This is a genomic window from Halococcus sediminicola, from assembly GCF_000755245.1.
Classification (GTDB): Archaea; Halobacteriota; Halobacteria; order Halobacteriales; family Halococcaceae; genus Halococcus; species Halococcus sediminicola.
The window spans coordinates 63942-79591 of record NZ_BBMP01000007.1 but is presented as its reverse complement, the minus strand read 5'-3'; the positions used below and the strand labels follow the sequence as shown (position 1 = coordinate 79591).

At 64.9% G+C, this 15650-nt stretch carries 13 protein-coding genes; 8 read left to right on the top strand and 5 right to left on the bottom strand.

Features of this window, described 5'->3' with window-relative positions:
- The first annotated feature begins 52 nt into the window (after positions 1-52).
- Positions 53-757 (top strand): SDR family oxidoreductase, encoded by a 705-nt coding sequence (locus ACP97_RS04600; RefSeq protein WP_049996667.1) that lies wholly within the window; start codon positions 53-55, stop codon positions 755-757.
- An 85-nt stretch (positions 758-842) separates the two neighbouring features.
- Here ACP97_RS04600 and arcD read toward each other — a convergent pair whose 3' ends face one another.
- The gene (arcD, locus tag ACP97_RS04595) at positions 843-2315 is read right to left on the bottom strand and encodes an arginine/ornithine antiporter ArcD (RefSeq protein WP_049996666.1); all 1473 of its coding nucleotides are present in this window, start codon (positions 2313-2315) and stop codon (positions 843-845) included.
- Positions 2316-2707: 392 nt separating this feature from the next.
- Between arcD and hutU the strand changes: the two genes are divergently transcribed.
- The 4 genes from hutU to hutH are packed head-to-tail and all read left to right on the top strand — an operon-like array spanning position 2708 to position 8167.
- Positions 2708-4444 carry a urocanate hydratase gene (gene hutU, locus ACP97_RS04590; RefSeq protein WP_049996665.1) on the top strand — a complete coding sequence of 579 codons (1737 nt, stop codon included), beginning with the start codon at positions 2708-2710 and terminating at the stop codon, positions 4442-4444.
- On the top strand, positions 4441-5361 hold the full coding sequence (gene hutG / locus ACP97_RS04585) for a formimidoylglutamase (RefSeq protein WP_049996664.1): 921 nt from the start codon (positions 4441-4443) through the stop codon (positions 5359-5361). Before hutU ends, hutG begins: the two co-directional genes overlap by 4 nt.
- Complete coding sequence (hutI, locus tag ACP97_RS04580) at positions 5358-6590, top strand: imidazolonepropionase (RefSeq protein WP_049996663.1); 1233 nt, start codon at positions 5358-5360, stop codon at positions 6588-6590. Before hutG ends, hutI begins: the two co-directional genes overlap by 4 nt.
- Positions 6587-8167: a histidine ammonia-lyase gene (gene hutH, locus ACP97_RS04575; RefSeq protein WP_049996662.1), complete on the top strand. Its 1581-nt coding sequence runs from the start codon at positions 6587-6589 to the stop codon at positions 8165-8167. The genes hutI and hutH overlap by 4 nt, the downstream gene beginning before the upstream one ends.
- 56 nt (positions 8168-8223) lie before the next feature.
- On the opposite strand, the gene ACP97_RS04570 is transcribed toward hutH, so the two are convergent.
- From ACP97_RS04570 to ACP97_RS04560, 3 genes are all read right to left on the bottom strand, one after another.
- On the bottom strand, positions 8224-9036 hold the full coding sequence (locus ACP97_RS04570; RefSeq protein ID WP_237561095.1) for a hypothetical protein: 813 nt from the start codon (positions 9034-9036) through the stop codon (positions 8224-8226).
- 33 nt (positions 9037-9069) lie between these two features.
- Positions 9070-9984: an acetamidase/formamidase family protein gene (locus tag ACP97_RS04565; RefSeq protein WP_049996661.1), complete on the bottom strand. Its 915-nt coding sequence runs from the start codon at positions 9982-9984 to the stop codon at positions 9070-9072.
- A gap of 73 nt (positions 9985-10057) precedes the next feature.
- A complete protein-coding gene (locus ACP97_RS04560; protein WP_049996660.1) occupies positions 10058-11467 on the bottom strand; it encodes an APC family permease in 1410 nt (469 codons plus the stop codon).
- Between the two features lie 326 nt (positions 11468-11793).
- Between ACP97_RS04560 and ACP97_RS04555 the strand changes: the two genes are divergently transcribed.
- Both ACP97_RS04555 and ACP97_RS04550 read left to right on the top strand, forming a co-directional pair.
- Positions 11794-12801, top strand: a complete 1008-nt coding sequence (locus ACP97_RS04555) for an ornithine cyclodeaminase family protein (protein ID WP_049996659.1) — start codon at positions 11794-11796, stop codon at positions 12799-12801.
- Positions 12802-12931: 130 nt separating this feature from the next.
- A complete protein-coding gene (locus ACP97_RS04550) occupies positions 12932-13423 on the top strand; it encodes an Lrp/AsnC family transcriptional regulator (RefSeq protein WP_049996658.1) in 492 nt (163 codons plus the stop codon).
- Positions 13424-13426: 3 nt separating this feature from the next.
- Here ACP97_RS04550 and ACP97_RS04545 read toward each other — a convergent pair whose 3' ends face one another.
- Positions 13427-14752 carry an aminotransferase family protein gene (locus ACP97_RS04545; protein WP_049996657.1) on the bottom strand — a complete coding sequence of 442 codons (1326 nt, stop codon included), beginning with the start codon at positions 14750-14752 and terminating at the stop codon, positions 13427-13429.
- 450 nt (positions 14753-15202) lie between these two features.
- Between ACP97_RS04545 and ACP97_RS04540 the strand changes: the two genes are divergently transcribed.
- Complete coding sequence (locus tag ACP97_RS04540) at positions 15203-15616, top strand: universal stress protein (RefSeq protein ID WP_049996656.1); 414 nt, start codon at positions 15203-15205, stop codon at positions 15614-15616.
- The last annotated feature ends 34 nt before the right edge of the window (positions 15617-15650 follow it).

Genomic DNA, 15650 nt, shown 5'->3' with positions numbered 1-15650 from the left:
CGGAAATCGACTCGACCGGCAGTATATTGCCACTGGTCGTTTCACTTCACGCATGGTCGACGAGAAAACCGCCGTGGTGACGGCTGCGGGAAGCGGCATCGGCGAGGCATGCGCGCGACGACTGAACGAGGACGGATACACGCCGGTCTTGCTGTCGCGGTCGGGCAGCGCCGTCGAAGTGGCGAACGACCTCGGCGGGGACGGGTTCGAAGGCTCCGTGACGGACCCCGACGATCTGGCGGCGCTCGTCGAGACGACTCACGAGCGCTACGGTCGCATCGACGCCGTGGTGAACAACACGGGTCATCCCGCCTCCGGCGACCTCCTCGACATCACCGACGAGGAGTGGCACGAGGGGCTGGACCTCGTGCTGTTGAACGCCGTCCGCATGGCGCGGCTCGTGACGCCCATCATGCGCGAGCAGGGTGGTGGAACCATCGTGAACGTCTCCACGTTTTCGGCGTTCGAGCCGTCGAGCACGTTCCCCGTTTCGTCGGTGCTCCGGGCCGGACTCGGGAGCTTCACCAAACTCTACGCCGACCGGAACGCGGCGGACGGAATCCGGATGAACGCCGTACTGCCCGGCTTCGTCGATAGCTACGAAATCGACGAAGAGACGAGAGAACGGATTCCGATGGGGCGACCTGCCGAGACCGCCGAGATAGCCGACACGGTCGCGTATCTCGTTTCGCCCGCCGCGAGCTACGTCACCGGACAGAACGTCCGCGTCGACGGTGGTCTCACGGCATCGGTATAGCCGCCCGCTCGGCGGGCGAGCGGTGGAACCCGTCCGTGATTCGTCGCGACGGTGTTCGGTCAGACCCGAGACCGCTCACCAATCTTCAATCCTCGCCGGCGGGGGCTGTGCTCTCCGCGTTCGTCGTGGCACCGTCGCCGGCTTGCTCCGGGTCCTCGTAGGCGATCTGCCAGCCGGTGACGCCCATCAGCAGGAGGACGAGCGGCGAGAGGAAGCCGAAGAAGTAGTAGGGAGCGTACGAGAGCGTCGAGACGCCGAGGGTGCCGGCCATGAACAGCCCGCCGCTGCCCCACGGGATGAGCGCGGCCGTCGTCGTTCCGGCGGCCTCGACGGCGCGAGAGAGGTTCTTGCTCTTCAGGCCCTGTTCGCGGTAGAGATTTCTGAGGGTCATCCCCGGGACGACGATGCTGATGTACTGCTCGGCGGCGAGCATGTTCATCGCCACGGCTGAGACCGCCGTCACGCCGGTGAGGCTCGCCACACCGCGACTCAGCCGACCGAGGTGGTGGGCGAGCACGGCGAGGATCCCCGTTCGTTCGAGGATGCCCCCGAGCGCGAGCGCGGCGAGGGCGATCGTGACGATCCACGCGCCGCCGAGCAGCCCGCCGCTTTCGAGCAACCCATCGACGAGTTGCATCCCGGTCTCGGGAGCCGTGCCGGACTGGGCGGTCGACCACGCGGCGGCGAATCCAGTTCCTTGGACGACCACCGAGGTGAGCGCACCCGCGAAGACGCCCGTCCCGAGGGTGGGGAGTGCCGGGATCCCGTAGATGGCGAGACCGAAGGTGACGATCAACGGGGCGAAAACGAGCGGCGTCACGGTATAGGAACCCTCGATGGCCCCCTGAATCGCCGCGACGCGCCCGGCCGGGATGGCCCCGGAGGCGCTCAGCCCGAGGACGATATAGAGCACGACCGAGAGACCGAACGCCACGAACGTCCCGGCGCGCATCGCGTTGATGTGCTCGTAGAGACCGGTGTTGGTCACGCCGGCCGCGAGGTTCGTCGTGTCGGACAGCGGCGACTGCTTGTCACCGGTGTACGCCCCAGAGAGGATGGCCCCGGCGGTCATCGGGGCGGGGATGCCGAGCCCGGAGCCGATACCGATGAAGGCGACGCCGAGCGTGCCCGCGGTGGTCCAGGACGAGCCGACCGAAAAGGAGACGATGGCGGCGAGCACGGCGGTCAGCGGCAGGAATATCGCCGGTGTGAGCAGATCAAGCCCGTAGTACATCAGTCCGGGGATGGTCCCGGCCTCGATCCACGTCGAGACGAGCGCGTAGACGACGAACATGATGAGGATGACTCGCATTCCCATCAGGATGCTGTCGGTGATGCCGTCGTACAGCTCCGCCCACGAGAACCCGAGCCGATAGTGGACGAACAGTCCGGTGAAGGCGATGCCCCAGACGAGCGGGAACTGCGGGTCGAGACCGAGCGCCACGATACCGACGCTGAGAAAGAGTATCATCGCCGCGACCGGGACGAGCGATTCGACGAGCGACGGCCGTTCGTCGGGCGCGATGTCCGCGAACAGTCGCGGTTCGAACGCTACCATTCGTGTCGTTCGTCCGCGGTGGTCTCACTAAATGACTTCCCACTTCGCCCGCGTCGTCGCCAGCCGGGAGAATCGCTGCCGGCGATGCGGTAGGCCGATCTTACGGTCGCTGCCGACTCCGCAACCGACGGCAGCCATCGTTTCGCGTCGGGCCGATAAGTCAGTGCACGCGCTCGTCGTTCGGCAGTCGTTCGCATAGCACTCCGTTCTCACAGAGTGATCAAGGATGGCATACTGCCAAGTGGAGTGGTATTCATATGCCCACCACCCCGACCTCTCACATCGCCGGTTTGTCGTCTCCTGGAAATGTAACCTCAACTTCGAGACCCGTTATAAAATGTCCGCCACTTGGAGGGGCAATCGTCTCGTGGCTCGTTGACATAGACAGAACGATGAGCGAGCAAGAACCCGCATCGGCCGACACCGGCATCGGCGAGCCGTCGGCGCAGTGGCGCGAGTATCGGGGTGCGCCGACGGGCACCGACATCGAGTGCGAGGGCTGGCGTCAGGAGGCCGCCCTCCGAATGTTGAACAACAACCTCGACCCCGAGGTAGCCGAAAAACCCGAAGATCTCGTGGTCTATGGCGGGACAGGAAGAGCGGCCCGAAACTGGGACGCCTACGACGCAATCCTCGACGAGTTGCGCGAGCTGGGTGACGAGGAAACCTTACTCGTGCAGTCGGGCAAGCCCGTCGGTCGGTTCCCGACCCACGAGCGCGCGCCCCGGGTACTGATCGCCAACTCGAATCTGGTGGGCAAATGGGACAGCTGGAAGCACTTCCACGAACTCGAAGCCGAGGGGAAGATCATGTACGGCCAGATGACCGCCGGCTCGTGGGCGTACATCGGCACGCAGGGAATCCTGCAGGGAACCTACGAGACGCTTGCCGAACTCGGCCGCCAGGAATACGACGACGATCTCGAAGGGAAGATCGTCGCTACCGGTGGACTCGGCGGGATGAGCGGTGCACAGCCGCTCGCGGTCACGATGAACAAGGGCGTGTGTATCGTCGCCGAGGTGGATGCCCACCGGATCGAACGCCGGCTGGAGACCGACTATCTGATGGAGCGCGCCGAAACCCTCGACGAGGCGCTCGACGCTGCCACCGAGGCGGCCGCAGCGGGCGAGCCGTACAGCGTTGCCGTCGAGATGAACGTCGCGGACATGCTCGAGGCGATGGCCGAGCGCGAGTTCGTTCCCGACATCGTGACCGATCAGACGAGCGCCCACGACGAACTGGAGGGGTACTACCCGAGCGGATATTCGGTTGCAGAGGCTGATGACCTCCGGGAGTCGGACTCCGAGCGCTACATCCAGGAGAGTCTCGACACGATGGAGCGCCACGTCGACGCCATCCTCGACCTCCAAGAGAAGGGCGCGGTCGCTTTCGAGTACGGCAACAACCTCCGCGGGCAGGTCGAGGACCACCGCGGGCGCGAGGATGGGTTCGACTTCCCTGGATTCGTTCCCGCATATATCCGCCCGATGTTCTGCCGCGGTCGCGGGCCGTTCCGCTGGGCGGCGCTGTCGGGCGATCCTGCCGACATCCACCGTACAGACGAGGCAGTTACTGAACTGTTCCCCGAAAACGACTCGCTCACCCGCTGGATCGAGCTCGCCCACGAACGAGTATCGTTTCAGGGGCTCCCCTCGCGGGTTTGTTGGCTCGGATACGAGACCGCTGACGAAGGACTCACCGAGCGCGCACGCTTTGCGCTTCGCATCAACGAGTTGGTCGCCGACGGCGAGATCAGCGCGCCGATCGTCGTCACCCGTGACCACCTCGACGCGGGTAGCGTCGCCAGCCCGCACCGCGAGACCGAGGCCATGAAAGACGGCACCGACGCGGTCGCCGACTGGCCCATCCTCAACGCGCTGCTGAACTGCGCGGCGGGCGCGGACATCGTAAGCGTCCACGACGGCGGCGGCGTCGGCATCGGCAACGCGCTCCACACGAACAACCACGTCGTGCTCGACGGCTCGGAGCTCGCCGCCGAGAAGGCCGAGCGTGTGTTCACGACCGATCCAGGAATGGGTGTGATCCGCCACGCCGACGCGGGCTACGAGGACGCACTCGACGAGGCCAACCAGTCCGACGTACCCGTGCCGATGCGGGACCGACGATGAGCCTGCGCGAGCCACCGGTCTGGAACGGTCCCTCCGACGACCCGAACGACGAGCAGTTCGGCGATGTCGTCGAACCGACGACCCTCGACGAGGCCGATGCGTTCGACGCTGTTCTGATCGGCGAACCGTACGACGGTGCAGTGATCGGCCGACGTGGCGCACGCGAGGGTCCCGGAGCGCTCCGCGAGGCGCTCGCCGGGATCAAGACCCATCGCTTCGGTGCGGGACCCGTCAAATCGATCGGCGATCTCGGTGACGTCGAGGTTTCGGATGGCGACGTCGGTGCGGTCCAGGAATCGGCCCGCGAGACGACTCGCGAGATCCACACGAGCGACACGCTGCCGATCTTCCTCGGCGGCGACAACTCGCTCACATATCCGAACGCTGCCCCACTTTTCACCGGGTCGCTCGGCATCGTCAACTTCGACGCGCACCTCGACTGCCGCGAAGTTCGCGGCGAGCCAACCAGCGGGACACCGTACCGACAACTCCACGAGGCAGGGCTCGACGCCTACGCCTGCGTCGGCGCGCGCCACTTCGAGACCTCGACGGCGTATGCCGACTACGTCGATTACCAGGGCGGCGAGATCGTCACGAGCGAGGCGGTCGGCGAGGATGTCGAGAGCGCTGCCGAGCGCGCGCTCGATGCGATGGCTGAGGTCGATACGGTCTACGTCAGCGTGGACCTCGACGTGCTCGACGCGACGGCTGCACCGGGCGTGAGCGCACCCACTCCTGGTGGACTCACGACGCGCGAACTGTTCCGCATGCTTCGAATCGTCGCGGCCGACGATCGCGTGGCAGGCTTCGAGGTCGTCGAGTGTGCGCCGTCGCTCGATTCTGGAAACCTGACCGCCGCCGCGGGCGCGCGAGCGATCGCTCACTTTCTCAGTGCGTACGACGGAGATCGATCATGACTGAACTCACGACAGTAATCCACGACGCGAACGAGATCGTCGCCGGACCGGGAACGGACGCACCGCTCGAACGATACGAGAACGCCGCCATCGCCGTCACCGACGGCCGCGTGGCCGCAGTCGGCCCAAGCGATGAGATCACCGACGAGTATCCCACGGAGAACGCCACGCACGCGATCGATGCGAGTGGGCAAAGCGTAATTCCTGGATTCGTCGATGCTCATACGCACGGTCTGTTCGCGGGCGATCGCTCCGACGAGTTCGCGGCGAAACTCGGTGGCGAGCGGTACCAGGACATCCTCGCCGAGGGTGGGGGCATCCTCAGAACCGTGAGCGCCGTCCGCGAGGCGAGCGACGACGAACTCCTCGCGAACCTGCTCCCCCATCTCGATACGATGTGTGCCCACGGCACCACGACCGTCGAGATCAAATCCGGCTACGGGCTCGACACGGAGACCGAACTGCGGATGCTCGACGTGATTCGGCACGCCGACGAGCAGCATCCGATCGACGTCGTGCCGACGTTCATGGGTGCCCACGCCGTGCCCGAGGAGAGTGATGCCGAGTCATACACCGACCGGGTGATCGACGACCAGCTCCCCGCGGTCGCCGACCAGGACATTGCCGAGTTCTGCGACGTCTTCTGCGAGGAGGACGTTTTCTCTGCCGAACAGTCCAGACGGGTGCTCGACGCCGGAATGGACCACGGACTCACGCCGAAGGTCCACGCCGAGGAGTTCGTCCGACTCGGCGGCGCGCAGCTCGCGGCCGAGGTGGGCGCGGCGAGCGCCGACCACCTCCTCCACGCGAACGCCGAGGACCGCGCTGCGCTCGCCGAGGCTGGCGTCACGCCAGTGCTCCTTCCTGGTACTGCGTTCTCGCTCGGCGCGGACTACGCGGATGCGCGGGCGTTTCTCGACGAGGGCAGATCGGTTGCCGTCGCCACCGATTTCAACCCGAACTGTCACTCCCAGAGCATGGGATTCGCGATCGCACTCGCCTGTGTCGGGATGGGGATGACGCCCGCCGAGGCGCTCGTCGCCGGCACGCACGGCGGCGCACGCGCGCTCGATCGTGCGGGCGAGGTGGGCACGCTCCGTGAGGGGATGCCCGCCGACGTGGCGATCGTCGACGGGCCGTCGCACGTCCAGGTCCCCTACAATTTCGGCGTGAACACCGTCGAAACGGTGCTCAAGGACGGCGAACCCGTCCACGGAGGGCAGCGATGAGCGAGCACGAACCCGTCGTCCTCGACGGCGAATCGCTCACGCCGGAGGACGTCGCCGCGGTCGCCCGCGATGACAGGGAGGTGGTCATCGCCGATTCCGCGCGCGAGGACGTCCGGGAATCCAGGGCGCGCGTCGAGGACGTCCTCGACAGCAACGAGACGGTTTACGGGCTGAACACGGGGTTCGGCCAGCTCGTGACCGAACGGGTTCCCGAGAGCGAGCGCGAACGGCTCCAGACCAACCTGATTCGGAGTCACGCCTCGGGCGTGGGCCGCGAACTCGAACGCGCGGAGGTGCGCACGATGCTGCTCACCAGGATCAACGCGCTCGTGAAGGGCTATTCGGGCATCCGCGAGGTCGTCGTCGACCATCTCCTGACGATGCTCAATCGGGGTGTACAGCCGGTCGTCAAATCCCGCGGCAGCCTCGGCGCGAGCGGCGATCTCGCGCCGCTAGCCCACCAGGCGCTCGTGTTGCTCGGCGAGGGAACTGCCGAAGTGGACGGCGAGCGCCTCGACGGCGAGGCGGCGCTCGCACGGGCCGGTCTCGAACCGCTCTCGCTCGGGGCGAAAGAGGGGCTGGCGCTCATCAACGGCACGCAGCTCACGGTGGGGCTGGCCGCGCTCTGTGTCGTCGATGCCGAGCGTGCGCTCCGCGGTGCTGATGTGGCGGGCGCACTCACCACGGAGGTCTCGATGGGGACGACCGCCGCCTGCGATCCGGCGATCCAGGACGTGCGCCCACACGCGGGACAGGCCGCGAGCGCGCGCAACGTGCGAGCCCTCACCGCCGATTCGGAGATCGTCGAATCCCACCGCAACTGCGACCGCGTCCAGGACGCCTACTCGATCCGCTGTCTCCCCCAGGTCCACGGCGCGGCGCGCGACGCAATCGCCCACCTGCGCGAGGCGGTCGAGGTCGAACTCAACAGCGCGACCGACAACCCGCTCGTCTTCCCCGGCAGCGCCGTCGACGACCGCGCGAGCGGTACCGAATCGGTGGGTGTGCTCTCGGGCGGCAACTTCCACGGCGCGCCGCTCGCGCTCCGGCTGGATTACGCCACGAACGTGCTCACGGACCTCGCCGCCATCGCCGAACGCCGTGTCGACCGACTGCTCAACCCGAACCTCCAGGAAGAGCATCTCCCGCCCTTTCTCACGCCCGAGAGCGGCGTGAGCTCTGGCTACATGATCGTCCAGTACAGCGCCGCCGCGCTCGTCAACGAAAACCGGTCGCTGGGAGCGCCATCGACGGACAGCACGCCCGTGAGCGGCGGCCAGGAGGATCACGTGAGCATGAGCACCCAGAGCGCGCTCAACGCCCGCACCGCCGTCGAGAACGCGCTGACGGTGGTGGGCATCGAACTGCTCTGTGGCGCGCAGGCGATGGAGTTCGTCGACGACGCGCTTGCTCCTGGAACGGGCACCGACGCGGCCTACGACGCGATCCGCGAACACGTGCCGCCGCTCGACGCCGACCGGCCGCTCCACCGCGATATCGAGGTCGCAGCGGAGTTGGTGGCCACCGGCCGGCTCGACGAGGTCGTCGGTCACGCGTGTGACGACCCGATCACGTAGTGCGAGCGTACACCCGGTTTTTCAAACTCGATCGATGGATCCGGCTCCGGTAGCGTTCAGTCGTTGTAGCGAGCGACCAGCGCCAGGATCGCGAACACGACGAGCAACAGCGTGCCGACAACGGTGAACAGACTGATCGACCCGAGAACGCCGCCACTCTCGCCCTCCTGGGGCTGTGTGGTCGTGTTCGTCGTTTCGGACGGGGTCGGCGATGCCGTCGGCGTCGCGGACGGGGCGGCCGTGGTCGTCGAGGGTGATGCGGGCGTCGGGGTCGGCGTTCGCGTTGCCGTCGGTGTCCGCGTTGCCGTGGCCGTCGGCGTCCGCGTTTGCGTCGGCGTGGATGTCGGCGTCCGCGTCGGGGTCGCTGTCGACGAGGCAGCAGTTGTGGACTGTGGGAACGTCGCCGGGTCGACCTGTCTCCCGTTGACCGAGACCTCCACTGGCCCGCCGGAGACGTTCAGCGCGGTGATCCGCCCGCGAAACGTGAAGTTGTCGACGCCGCCCTGAGCGGTCGACCCGGAGGCCGTGGTGCCATTGACCGAATCCGGCTGTTCCGCGCCCGTGAGGTCGGCTCCCGATCCCGGCTCGATGCTGCCGTTCACCGAAACCGAATAGAAGACGCGCTCCTCGCCCGTGCTCCGGATGGTCACGGTATTCGGCGTCGACTGCTGGACCTGTTGCTGTGCGGACGCATCGATACTCGCTGCTGGACCACCGCTGGCCGCCGCGAGACCCGCGGCCAGGAGACACAGGGCGACGACGCTGACGCAACCGACTCGCCACCACGACCGACCATCCCGACGTTCGGCTTGCTGCTCTTGCATAGCGATGTTCAGTGCTGTGTGGCGACCGTCGCGCGTGGCGTTCATCACCCTAGCGGTTCGGGGCCGCGAGCACGGACGCTACGCGACACCGAACGGATCGTCGAGATACGGCTTCGGGATGGCGTTTCGCACCGTGACGAGCGGGTCGACGACCTGGCTGATCTCCAATCCGCCGACGAGACTGGAGAACATGTATGCTTTCGTCGCGTCCCAGCCGTACTCGTCTTCGAGCAGCGCTATCGCGTCCCGGTTGGCGAGTTTGGCCGCCACCTCCATCGTCTCGGCGCTCGCGACGGTCTTCCACGCCGTCTCGGTCTCGACCATCGGTCGTTCGAGCGAAACGGCTGGCTCCGAGACCACCTCGACGGTGACGTCGATATCGGTACCGATCTCGACACCGGTACCGCACATCTCGCCGTCGGCCATCGCGGCCTTCGAGTCGCCCATCGCGAGCATCGCTCCTTCTTGGAAGACCGGGAAGTACGCGGTCGTCCCGGCGGTCATGTCGGTCGTGTCGAGGTTGCCGCCGTGGTCGTGGGAAGTGAGCGTCGTGTACGAGTCGGCGGCCGGCGCGACGCCGATGGTACCGATGACCGGCCGGATCGGCACCGAGACGCCCTCGAACTCGATGGTGTCGCCGTCGACCGGCGTAATGTACGTCGACGGATGCTCGATGTCGGGGTCGTCCTGCAGGAGACCGAACCGCGGGACGGTCACGACGCGGCCCCGCTGCTCGTTGACACGGACGTCTTCGATGTCGACGCGCAGAACGTCGCCCGGAGTGGCCCCTGCGACCGCGACGGGGCCGGTCGCGGCGTTGACCTCGTCCGGGATGGTCTCCAGCCGTGCGGCGTTTTCCTGAATCGCGCCGTCGAGGCTGTCGACGGTTTCGACGGTCAGCGATTCGCCGTCCGCGGCGGTGTACGCTGCTTCGAGGCCCGGCGTGAACTCGTAGATGTGTCCGTCCGCGTGCGAAACAGTCGTTCGTGTCATTTCGATCTACAGTTCGGCGACGGGGGACAAAAATCGTTCCCCGACACGAGTGGTCGCTTGGTCGCGACGCGCGCTATCGTTCCGAAGCGGGTTGGCCGGTGTCCTCGATGGTCGTCTCGGTCGTCGTTCGTCGGGAGAGGGTAAACAGTACCGCGCCGAGGACGACCCATGTGAGAACGATCATCCATTCGCGGGGCCAGAGCAACGCCGAGGGCGCACCGGGCATGTAGAGTGCGATGAAAAACACCGTTACGGCCATCGCGGCGATGCCGAACGCGTAGCCGCCGGGGAGTTTGAACGGTCGTTCCATCTCGGGCTCCTTGTACCGAAGCGCTACGAACGACAGCGCAACGGTGAACCACGCGAGAACGATGCCGAGCGAGCCGGCGTTGATGATTGAGCTGACGAAGTTCCCACCGAACCACGGCGCGGCCATCGAGAGCACACCGATGAGGACGATCGCGTGCGAGGGCGTGTTGTACTCGGGGTGGACCGTGGCGAGCGATTCGGGGAGAAGACCCGAATCGGCCATCGCAAAGACGACGCGGCTCGCGCCGATGACGAACGCGCTCCAGCTGGTGAGCAACGCACCGATACCGACGACCGTCATCAGTTTGCCCGCGACCGTACTACTGAATACCGCGCTCATCGCCGTCGCGGCCGGTACGAGGCTGTCGCCGAGCACGCCCGCGGGTACGGCCTGCCCGGCCGCCCAGATGCTCACGATGTAGAACAATCCAACCGTGGCGACGACGGCGAGCAGTACCAGCGCGAGCGACCGCGAGGACATGTCCGCCTCCTCGGCGGCCTGTGGAATCACGTCGAAACCGACGAACAGCATCGGGACTTGGATGGCGACCGTGGTGACACCGACCACCGCCGCGCCGCCGAAGGCCGCGTTCGACACCGACGGGCCGACCGTGAGCGACCCCGTAACCAACGCGATGCCCGAGATGCCGATTATCGTTGCGAGGATGAGTTGAATCTGGGCGGTGACCTCCACGCCACGGTAGTTCATGTATGTGATGGCGGCGATGCCGAGGAAACCGATGGCGACCCACGAGCCGTAGACCGTCTGGCCCGCGAACGTCCAGAGTTTCAGGACATCGAAGCCCGGAATCAGATAGGAAAAGCCGATGCCGATGGCGATGGACTGGAAACCGACGACGCCCATGTAGCCGAGTAGCAGCGACCAGCTACAGATAAAGGAGACCACCGGGCCGAACGCCCGATGGGTGTAGACGTGTTCGCCGCCGGCAAAGGGCATCGCCGAGACGAGTTCGCCGTAGATGAGCGCGACGAGTAGTACTAGAACCCCGCCGATGGCGAAGGCGGCCATCGCTCCATAGGGACCCGCTTCGTCGATCCAGTAGCCCATCTGGATGATCCAGCCCCAACCGACGATCGCGCCGAACCCGATGGCGAACAGTTGCCACCGTGAGAGAACCCGTTCCAGCGAGCCGTCCGTGGCATCTTCCGGCATGCTACCGACAAACACTCGCGAATACTTCAAACTTTTGGGCTGATATTGGAATTGAATGTAATAGCAACGGCTACTATCGGATATGTACGAACTTCATCGCAATCGACCGATGCCGCCGCCGCGAATCGTCGCCGAACATTCATGAACCGTATGCTTGCGGGCTGAATCGACCAGCGTGCTCCACGGCCGATGCGCGCCGCTGGGAACGTGAGCCGCCGTCTATGAAATCGAGTGACTATTGGGGAAGAATTCGGAATTGAGAATCAGAAGTACTGTATTTAGGACAGAAAGATTTAAGATATTCCCGAATAGTTGGATAAGTGCGTATGAGTACACTCACGACCGAAGAGGACGCGACCGAGCGGGGAACACTGATGATAGACCGCGACGAACTCGACGAGTGCGTCGAGATGGGTGGGGTCATCGACGCCATCGAGGAGGCCTTCGTCGCCTACGAATCCGGCGACGCGGTGATGCCGCCGAAGACCTACGTCGACCTCCCCGAAGAGAACGGCGACTTCCGGGCGATGCCGGCGTACGTCGACGGCGCGGCCGGTCTCAAGTGGGTGAACGTCCATCCGGACAATCCCGAGAAATACGGCCTGCCGACGGTGATGGGGGTCGTCATCTACTCGGATCCGGAGACGGCCTATCCGCTCGCCATCATGGACGGGACGAAACTCACCCGTTACCGGACCGGTGCGGTCGGCGGCGTCGCCAGCCGCCATCTCGCTCCCCCGGACGCGAGCAGCCTGGGGCTGCTCGGGGCGGGCGAGCAGGCGCGCGCACAGTTGGAGGCGATTTCGAGCGCCGTCGATCTCGATCGCGTCGTCGTCACCGATCTGGATGAGCGGGCGGTCGCGGATCTCTGTGAGAAAGAGACCGGCCGTGCCGACGAGGTGGTCGCGGGCAGTCCGAGGGAGGTCGCGGGTTGTGACGTGATTTCGACCACTACCCCCTCAACGGAGCCGATTTTGAAGCGCGAATGGCTCGACGAGGGAACGCACATCAACGCGATGGGCGCCGACGCGGAGGGCAAACAGGAACTCGACCCACATATCATCGAGGACGCCGCCGTGGTCGTCGACGACTGGGAGCAGTGTTCACACAGCGGCGAGATCAACGTCGCCGTCGCCGAGGGTCGCCTCGCCAGAACGGACGTCCACGCCGACCTGAGCGAGGTCGTCAGCGGAACGCGCGACGCGCCGACCGACGAACTCACGATCTTCGATTCCACAGGATTGGCGATTCAGGACGTCGCTACTGCACGCCTGATCTACGAAACCGCCGAGGAGCAGGGTGCCGGCTACGCCTTCGACCTCGTCGGTACGTAGCGAACGACCGCCCGGTACAGTTTTCAAGGCGAGTTCGCAAACGGTTCGGCGAAGCGACGGTGTCGCCGTTTCTGTACGCAATAGAGGGGATTAAGTGCGCGTATCGACTATGGAGCAACTGCATTCAAGTATGGACGAACGTGACATCAAAATCCTCTCGGCGATTGCGAACCTCGGCACGGGCAGTCCGGATCGTATCCACGAGGAGACGGGCATTCCGAAATCCACCATCTACTACCGCCTGAACAACCTCCGCGAGGAGGGCGTCATCGAGAACGATCTCTACGACATCAACTACGAGAAAGTCGGGCTCGGCGTCACCATCATCGCGGAGGTCATCGCCGAGTACGACGAGGAGTATCACGAGCGCGTCGGCGAGAAACTCTCGGAGATCGAAGGGGCCGACCAAGTCTACTTCACGATGGGCGAGACCGACTTCGTCGTCATCGCCCGACTGGGCCATCAGGGCATGGTCGAGGATCTCATCGCACAGTTCGAGTCCATCGACGAGGTGATGCGCACCCGCTCGATATTCGTCATCTCGACCATCAAGAACGAACCACGGCTGCTCAAGAACTTCGAATTCGACACCCTCAAATCGATCGCCGCCACCGACGAGTGACGGTTATTCGAAGACCTCCTCGATGGACTCGTCGAGCGCCCCGACGGCTTTCTCGATGTCCGCTTCGTCGATGCAGAAGGGCGGCGAGAGCATGATCTGAATCAGCGGGCGACCGCCACCGATGAGAACACCTTTCTCGCGCGTACGGGCGACGATATCCGCGACCGGATTGTAGCCGTCCTCGACGCGCGGGTCGAACACCGGTTCGCCGGTCTCCGGGTCGGCGAACTCGACGGCCCAGTGAAACCCGCGACCACGGACGTCACAGACCACGTCGTGGTCTGCGAGACCCCTAATCTGCTCTTCGAGCGCGGGCGAGAGGTCGCGGACGTTGTCGATGAGGTGGTCGTCGTACTCTTCGAGGGCGGCACTGCCGGCCGCACAGGCGACCGGGTTGCCGGCGAACGTCTGGCCGATGTCCATCGCGTCGTCCCGAAGCGAATCACCGAGTTCCGACCGCATCAAGACACCCGCGAGCGGCGCGTACGCGCTCGTCACACCCTTGGCGAACGTTATCATGTCGGGTTCGAGGTCCTCGGTGTGGCTGCCGAACCACTCGCCACAGCGCCCGAACCCGGTGATGACTTCGTCGGCGACGAGCAGGATGTCGTACTCGTCACAGAGTTCGCGGACGCCCTCGAAATAGCCCGGTGGCGCGGTGAACGCGCCGCTCGACCCGCCGACGATCTCGGTGACGAGCGCCGCGATCGAGTCCGGTCCCTGGTTGCGGATGACGTATTCGAGGTGGTCGAGGGATTTCTCGGTGAGGTCCTCGGGCGAGTCGGCGTTGAAGGCGGCGTCGGCACCCCCGAACGGCGGCAGGAACTTCACGTTTCCGCTGGTCGAGGCGTGCGACTCGACCGGGAGGCGAATCGCGGGATCGCCCGTGATGCCCGCGGTCGCGTACGTGCCACCGTGATAGGACCGCCAGCGGGTCAGTACTGTGGAAGCATCCTGAAACTCGCGGGCGATCTGTATCGCCGCCTCGTTCGCCTCGCTGCCCGAAATCGAGAAGAACACGTCGGTGAGCGGCTGTGGGGCGACCTCGGCCAGATCGTCGGCGAGCTGGGTGCGCGCGTCGTTGTTCTTCGCCGATGACACGTATTGAACCCGGTCGAGCTGTTCGTTCATCGCCTCGACGATGGCGTCGTTGCCGTGCCCCGCGTTTACACAATATAACTGAGAGGTGAAGTCGAGGTATTCCTCGTCGTCCCGATCGCGCACGTACGCGCCATCGCCGTCGGTTATCGTCATTGGTTCTTCGCCCATGTGACCGAAGTGAGCGAGTACGCCGCTTTTGCCTGCGCTGATCTGTTCGCGCTGCGCCATAGCCACCCTTCGACCGTGAGGCATTTATAGATACTGGTTTATTTGTACTTCTGATTCGATTTTCGAATTTTGATGGTATATATGAACAAGCTATTGCTGAGTATGGGTAGTAGAAAACAATAGACCGGGTGAAGATCAGGTATTGATCCTCCAAATGGGAGGGACACGGTTGGAACGTATACATCCGATCGAACCTGTGGTTGATGACTGTCGACTATCTCGTCGATGAGCCACGGTATCTCGGCGAGCAGCACCCGAAATACGACCGAACACGTGAGACGTCGTGATGGTTGAGTCGGACGTTCTGCTATGGAGCAATGACGAACCGACATCGACAACGAACAGAGTGGACAGCCGTTGGCCCATGACACAGCATTCGCCGACAGTTTGGTAGGTGGGTATCACGAGATTCGAAATTTATAACCTTCTCGGGGAACGATTGCGCTGGTAATGATCGTCGCTGCAGTAAGTGAATCGGAACGAAGCGGGCGCGTCGTTCGGGAGGCAGAAGCGCTTGCGGACGCCTTCGATGAGGACGTCCACGTCGTGCACGCGATCAGTCGCATGGAGGCGAAAAAGGTGAGACAGGACACCGTCGCCGAAACGGCTACCGCACGGGAAGCCGACGACGGCGAGGAGGCCGCACGGGAGATCGCGGCGACGGCGGCCGCCGAGATCGACGCGACGGCCGTCGGTCTCATCGGCAAGGCGAGCGGCGAAATAATCGGCCATGCGAACGAACACGACGCTCGATACATCGTCGTCGGCAAGCGCAAACGCTCCCCGACCGGGAAGGCGGTCTTCGGCAGCGTCACACAGTCGGTGCTGTTGAACGCCGACCAGCCCGTAGTGAGCGTCATGTGACCGTTCCCGCCGCTCCGCGATCGACTCGGTGTGA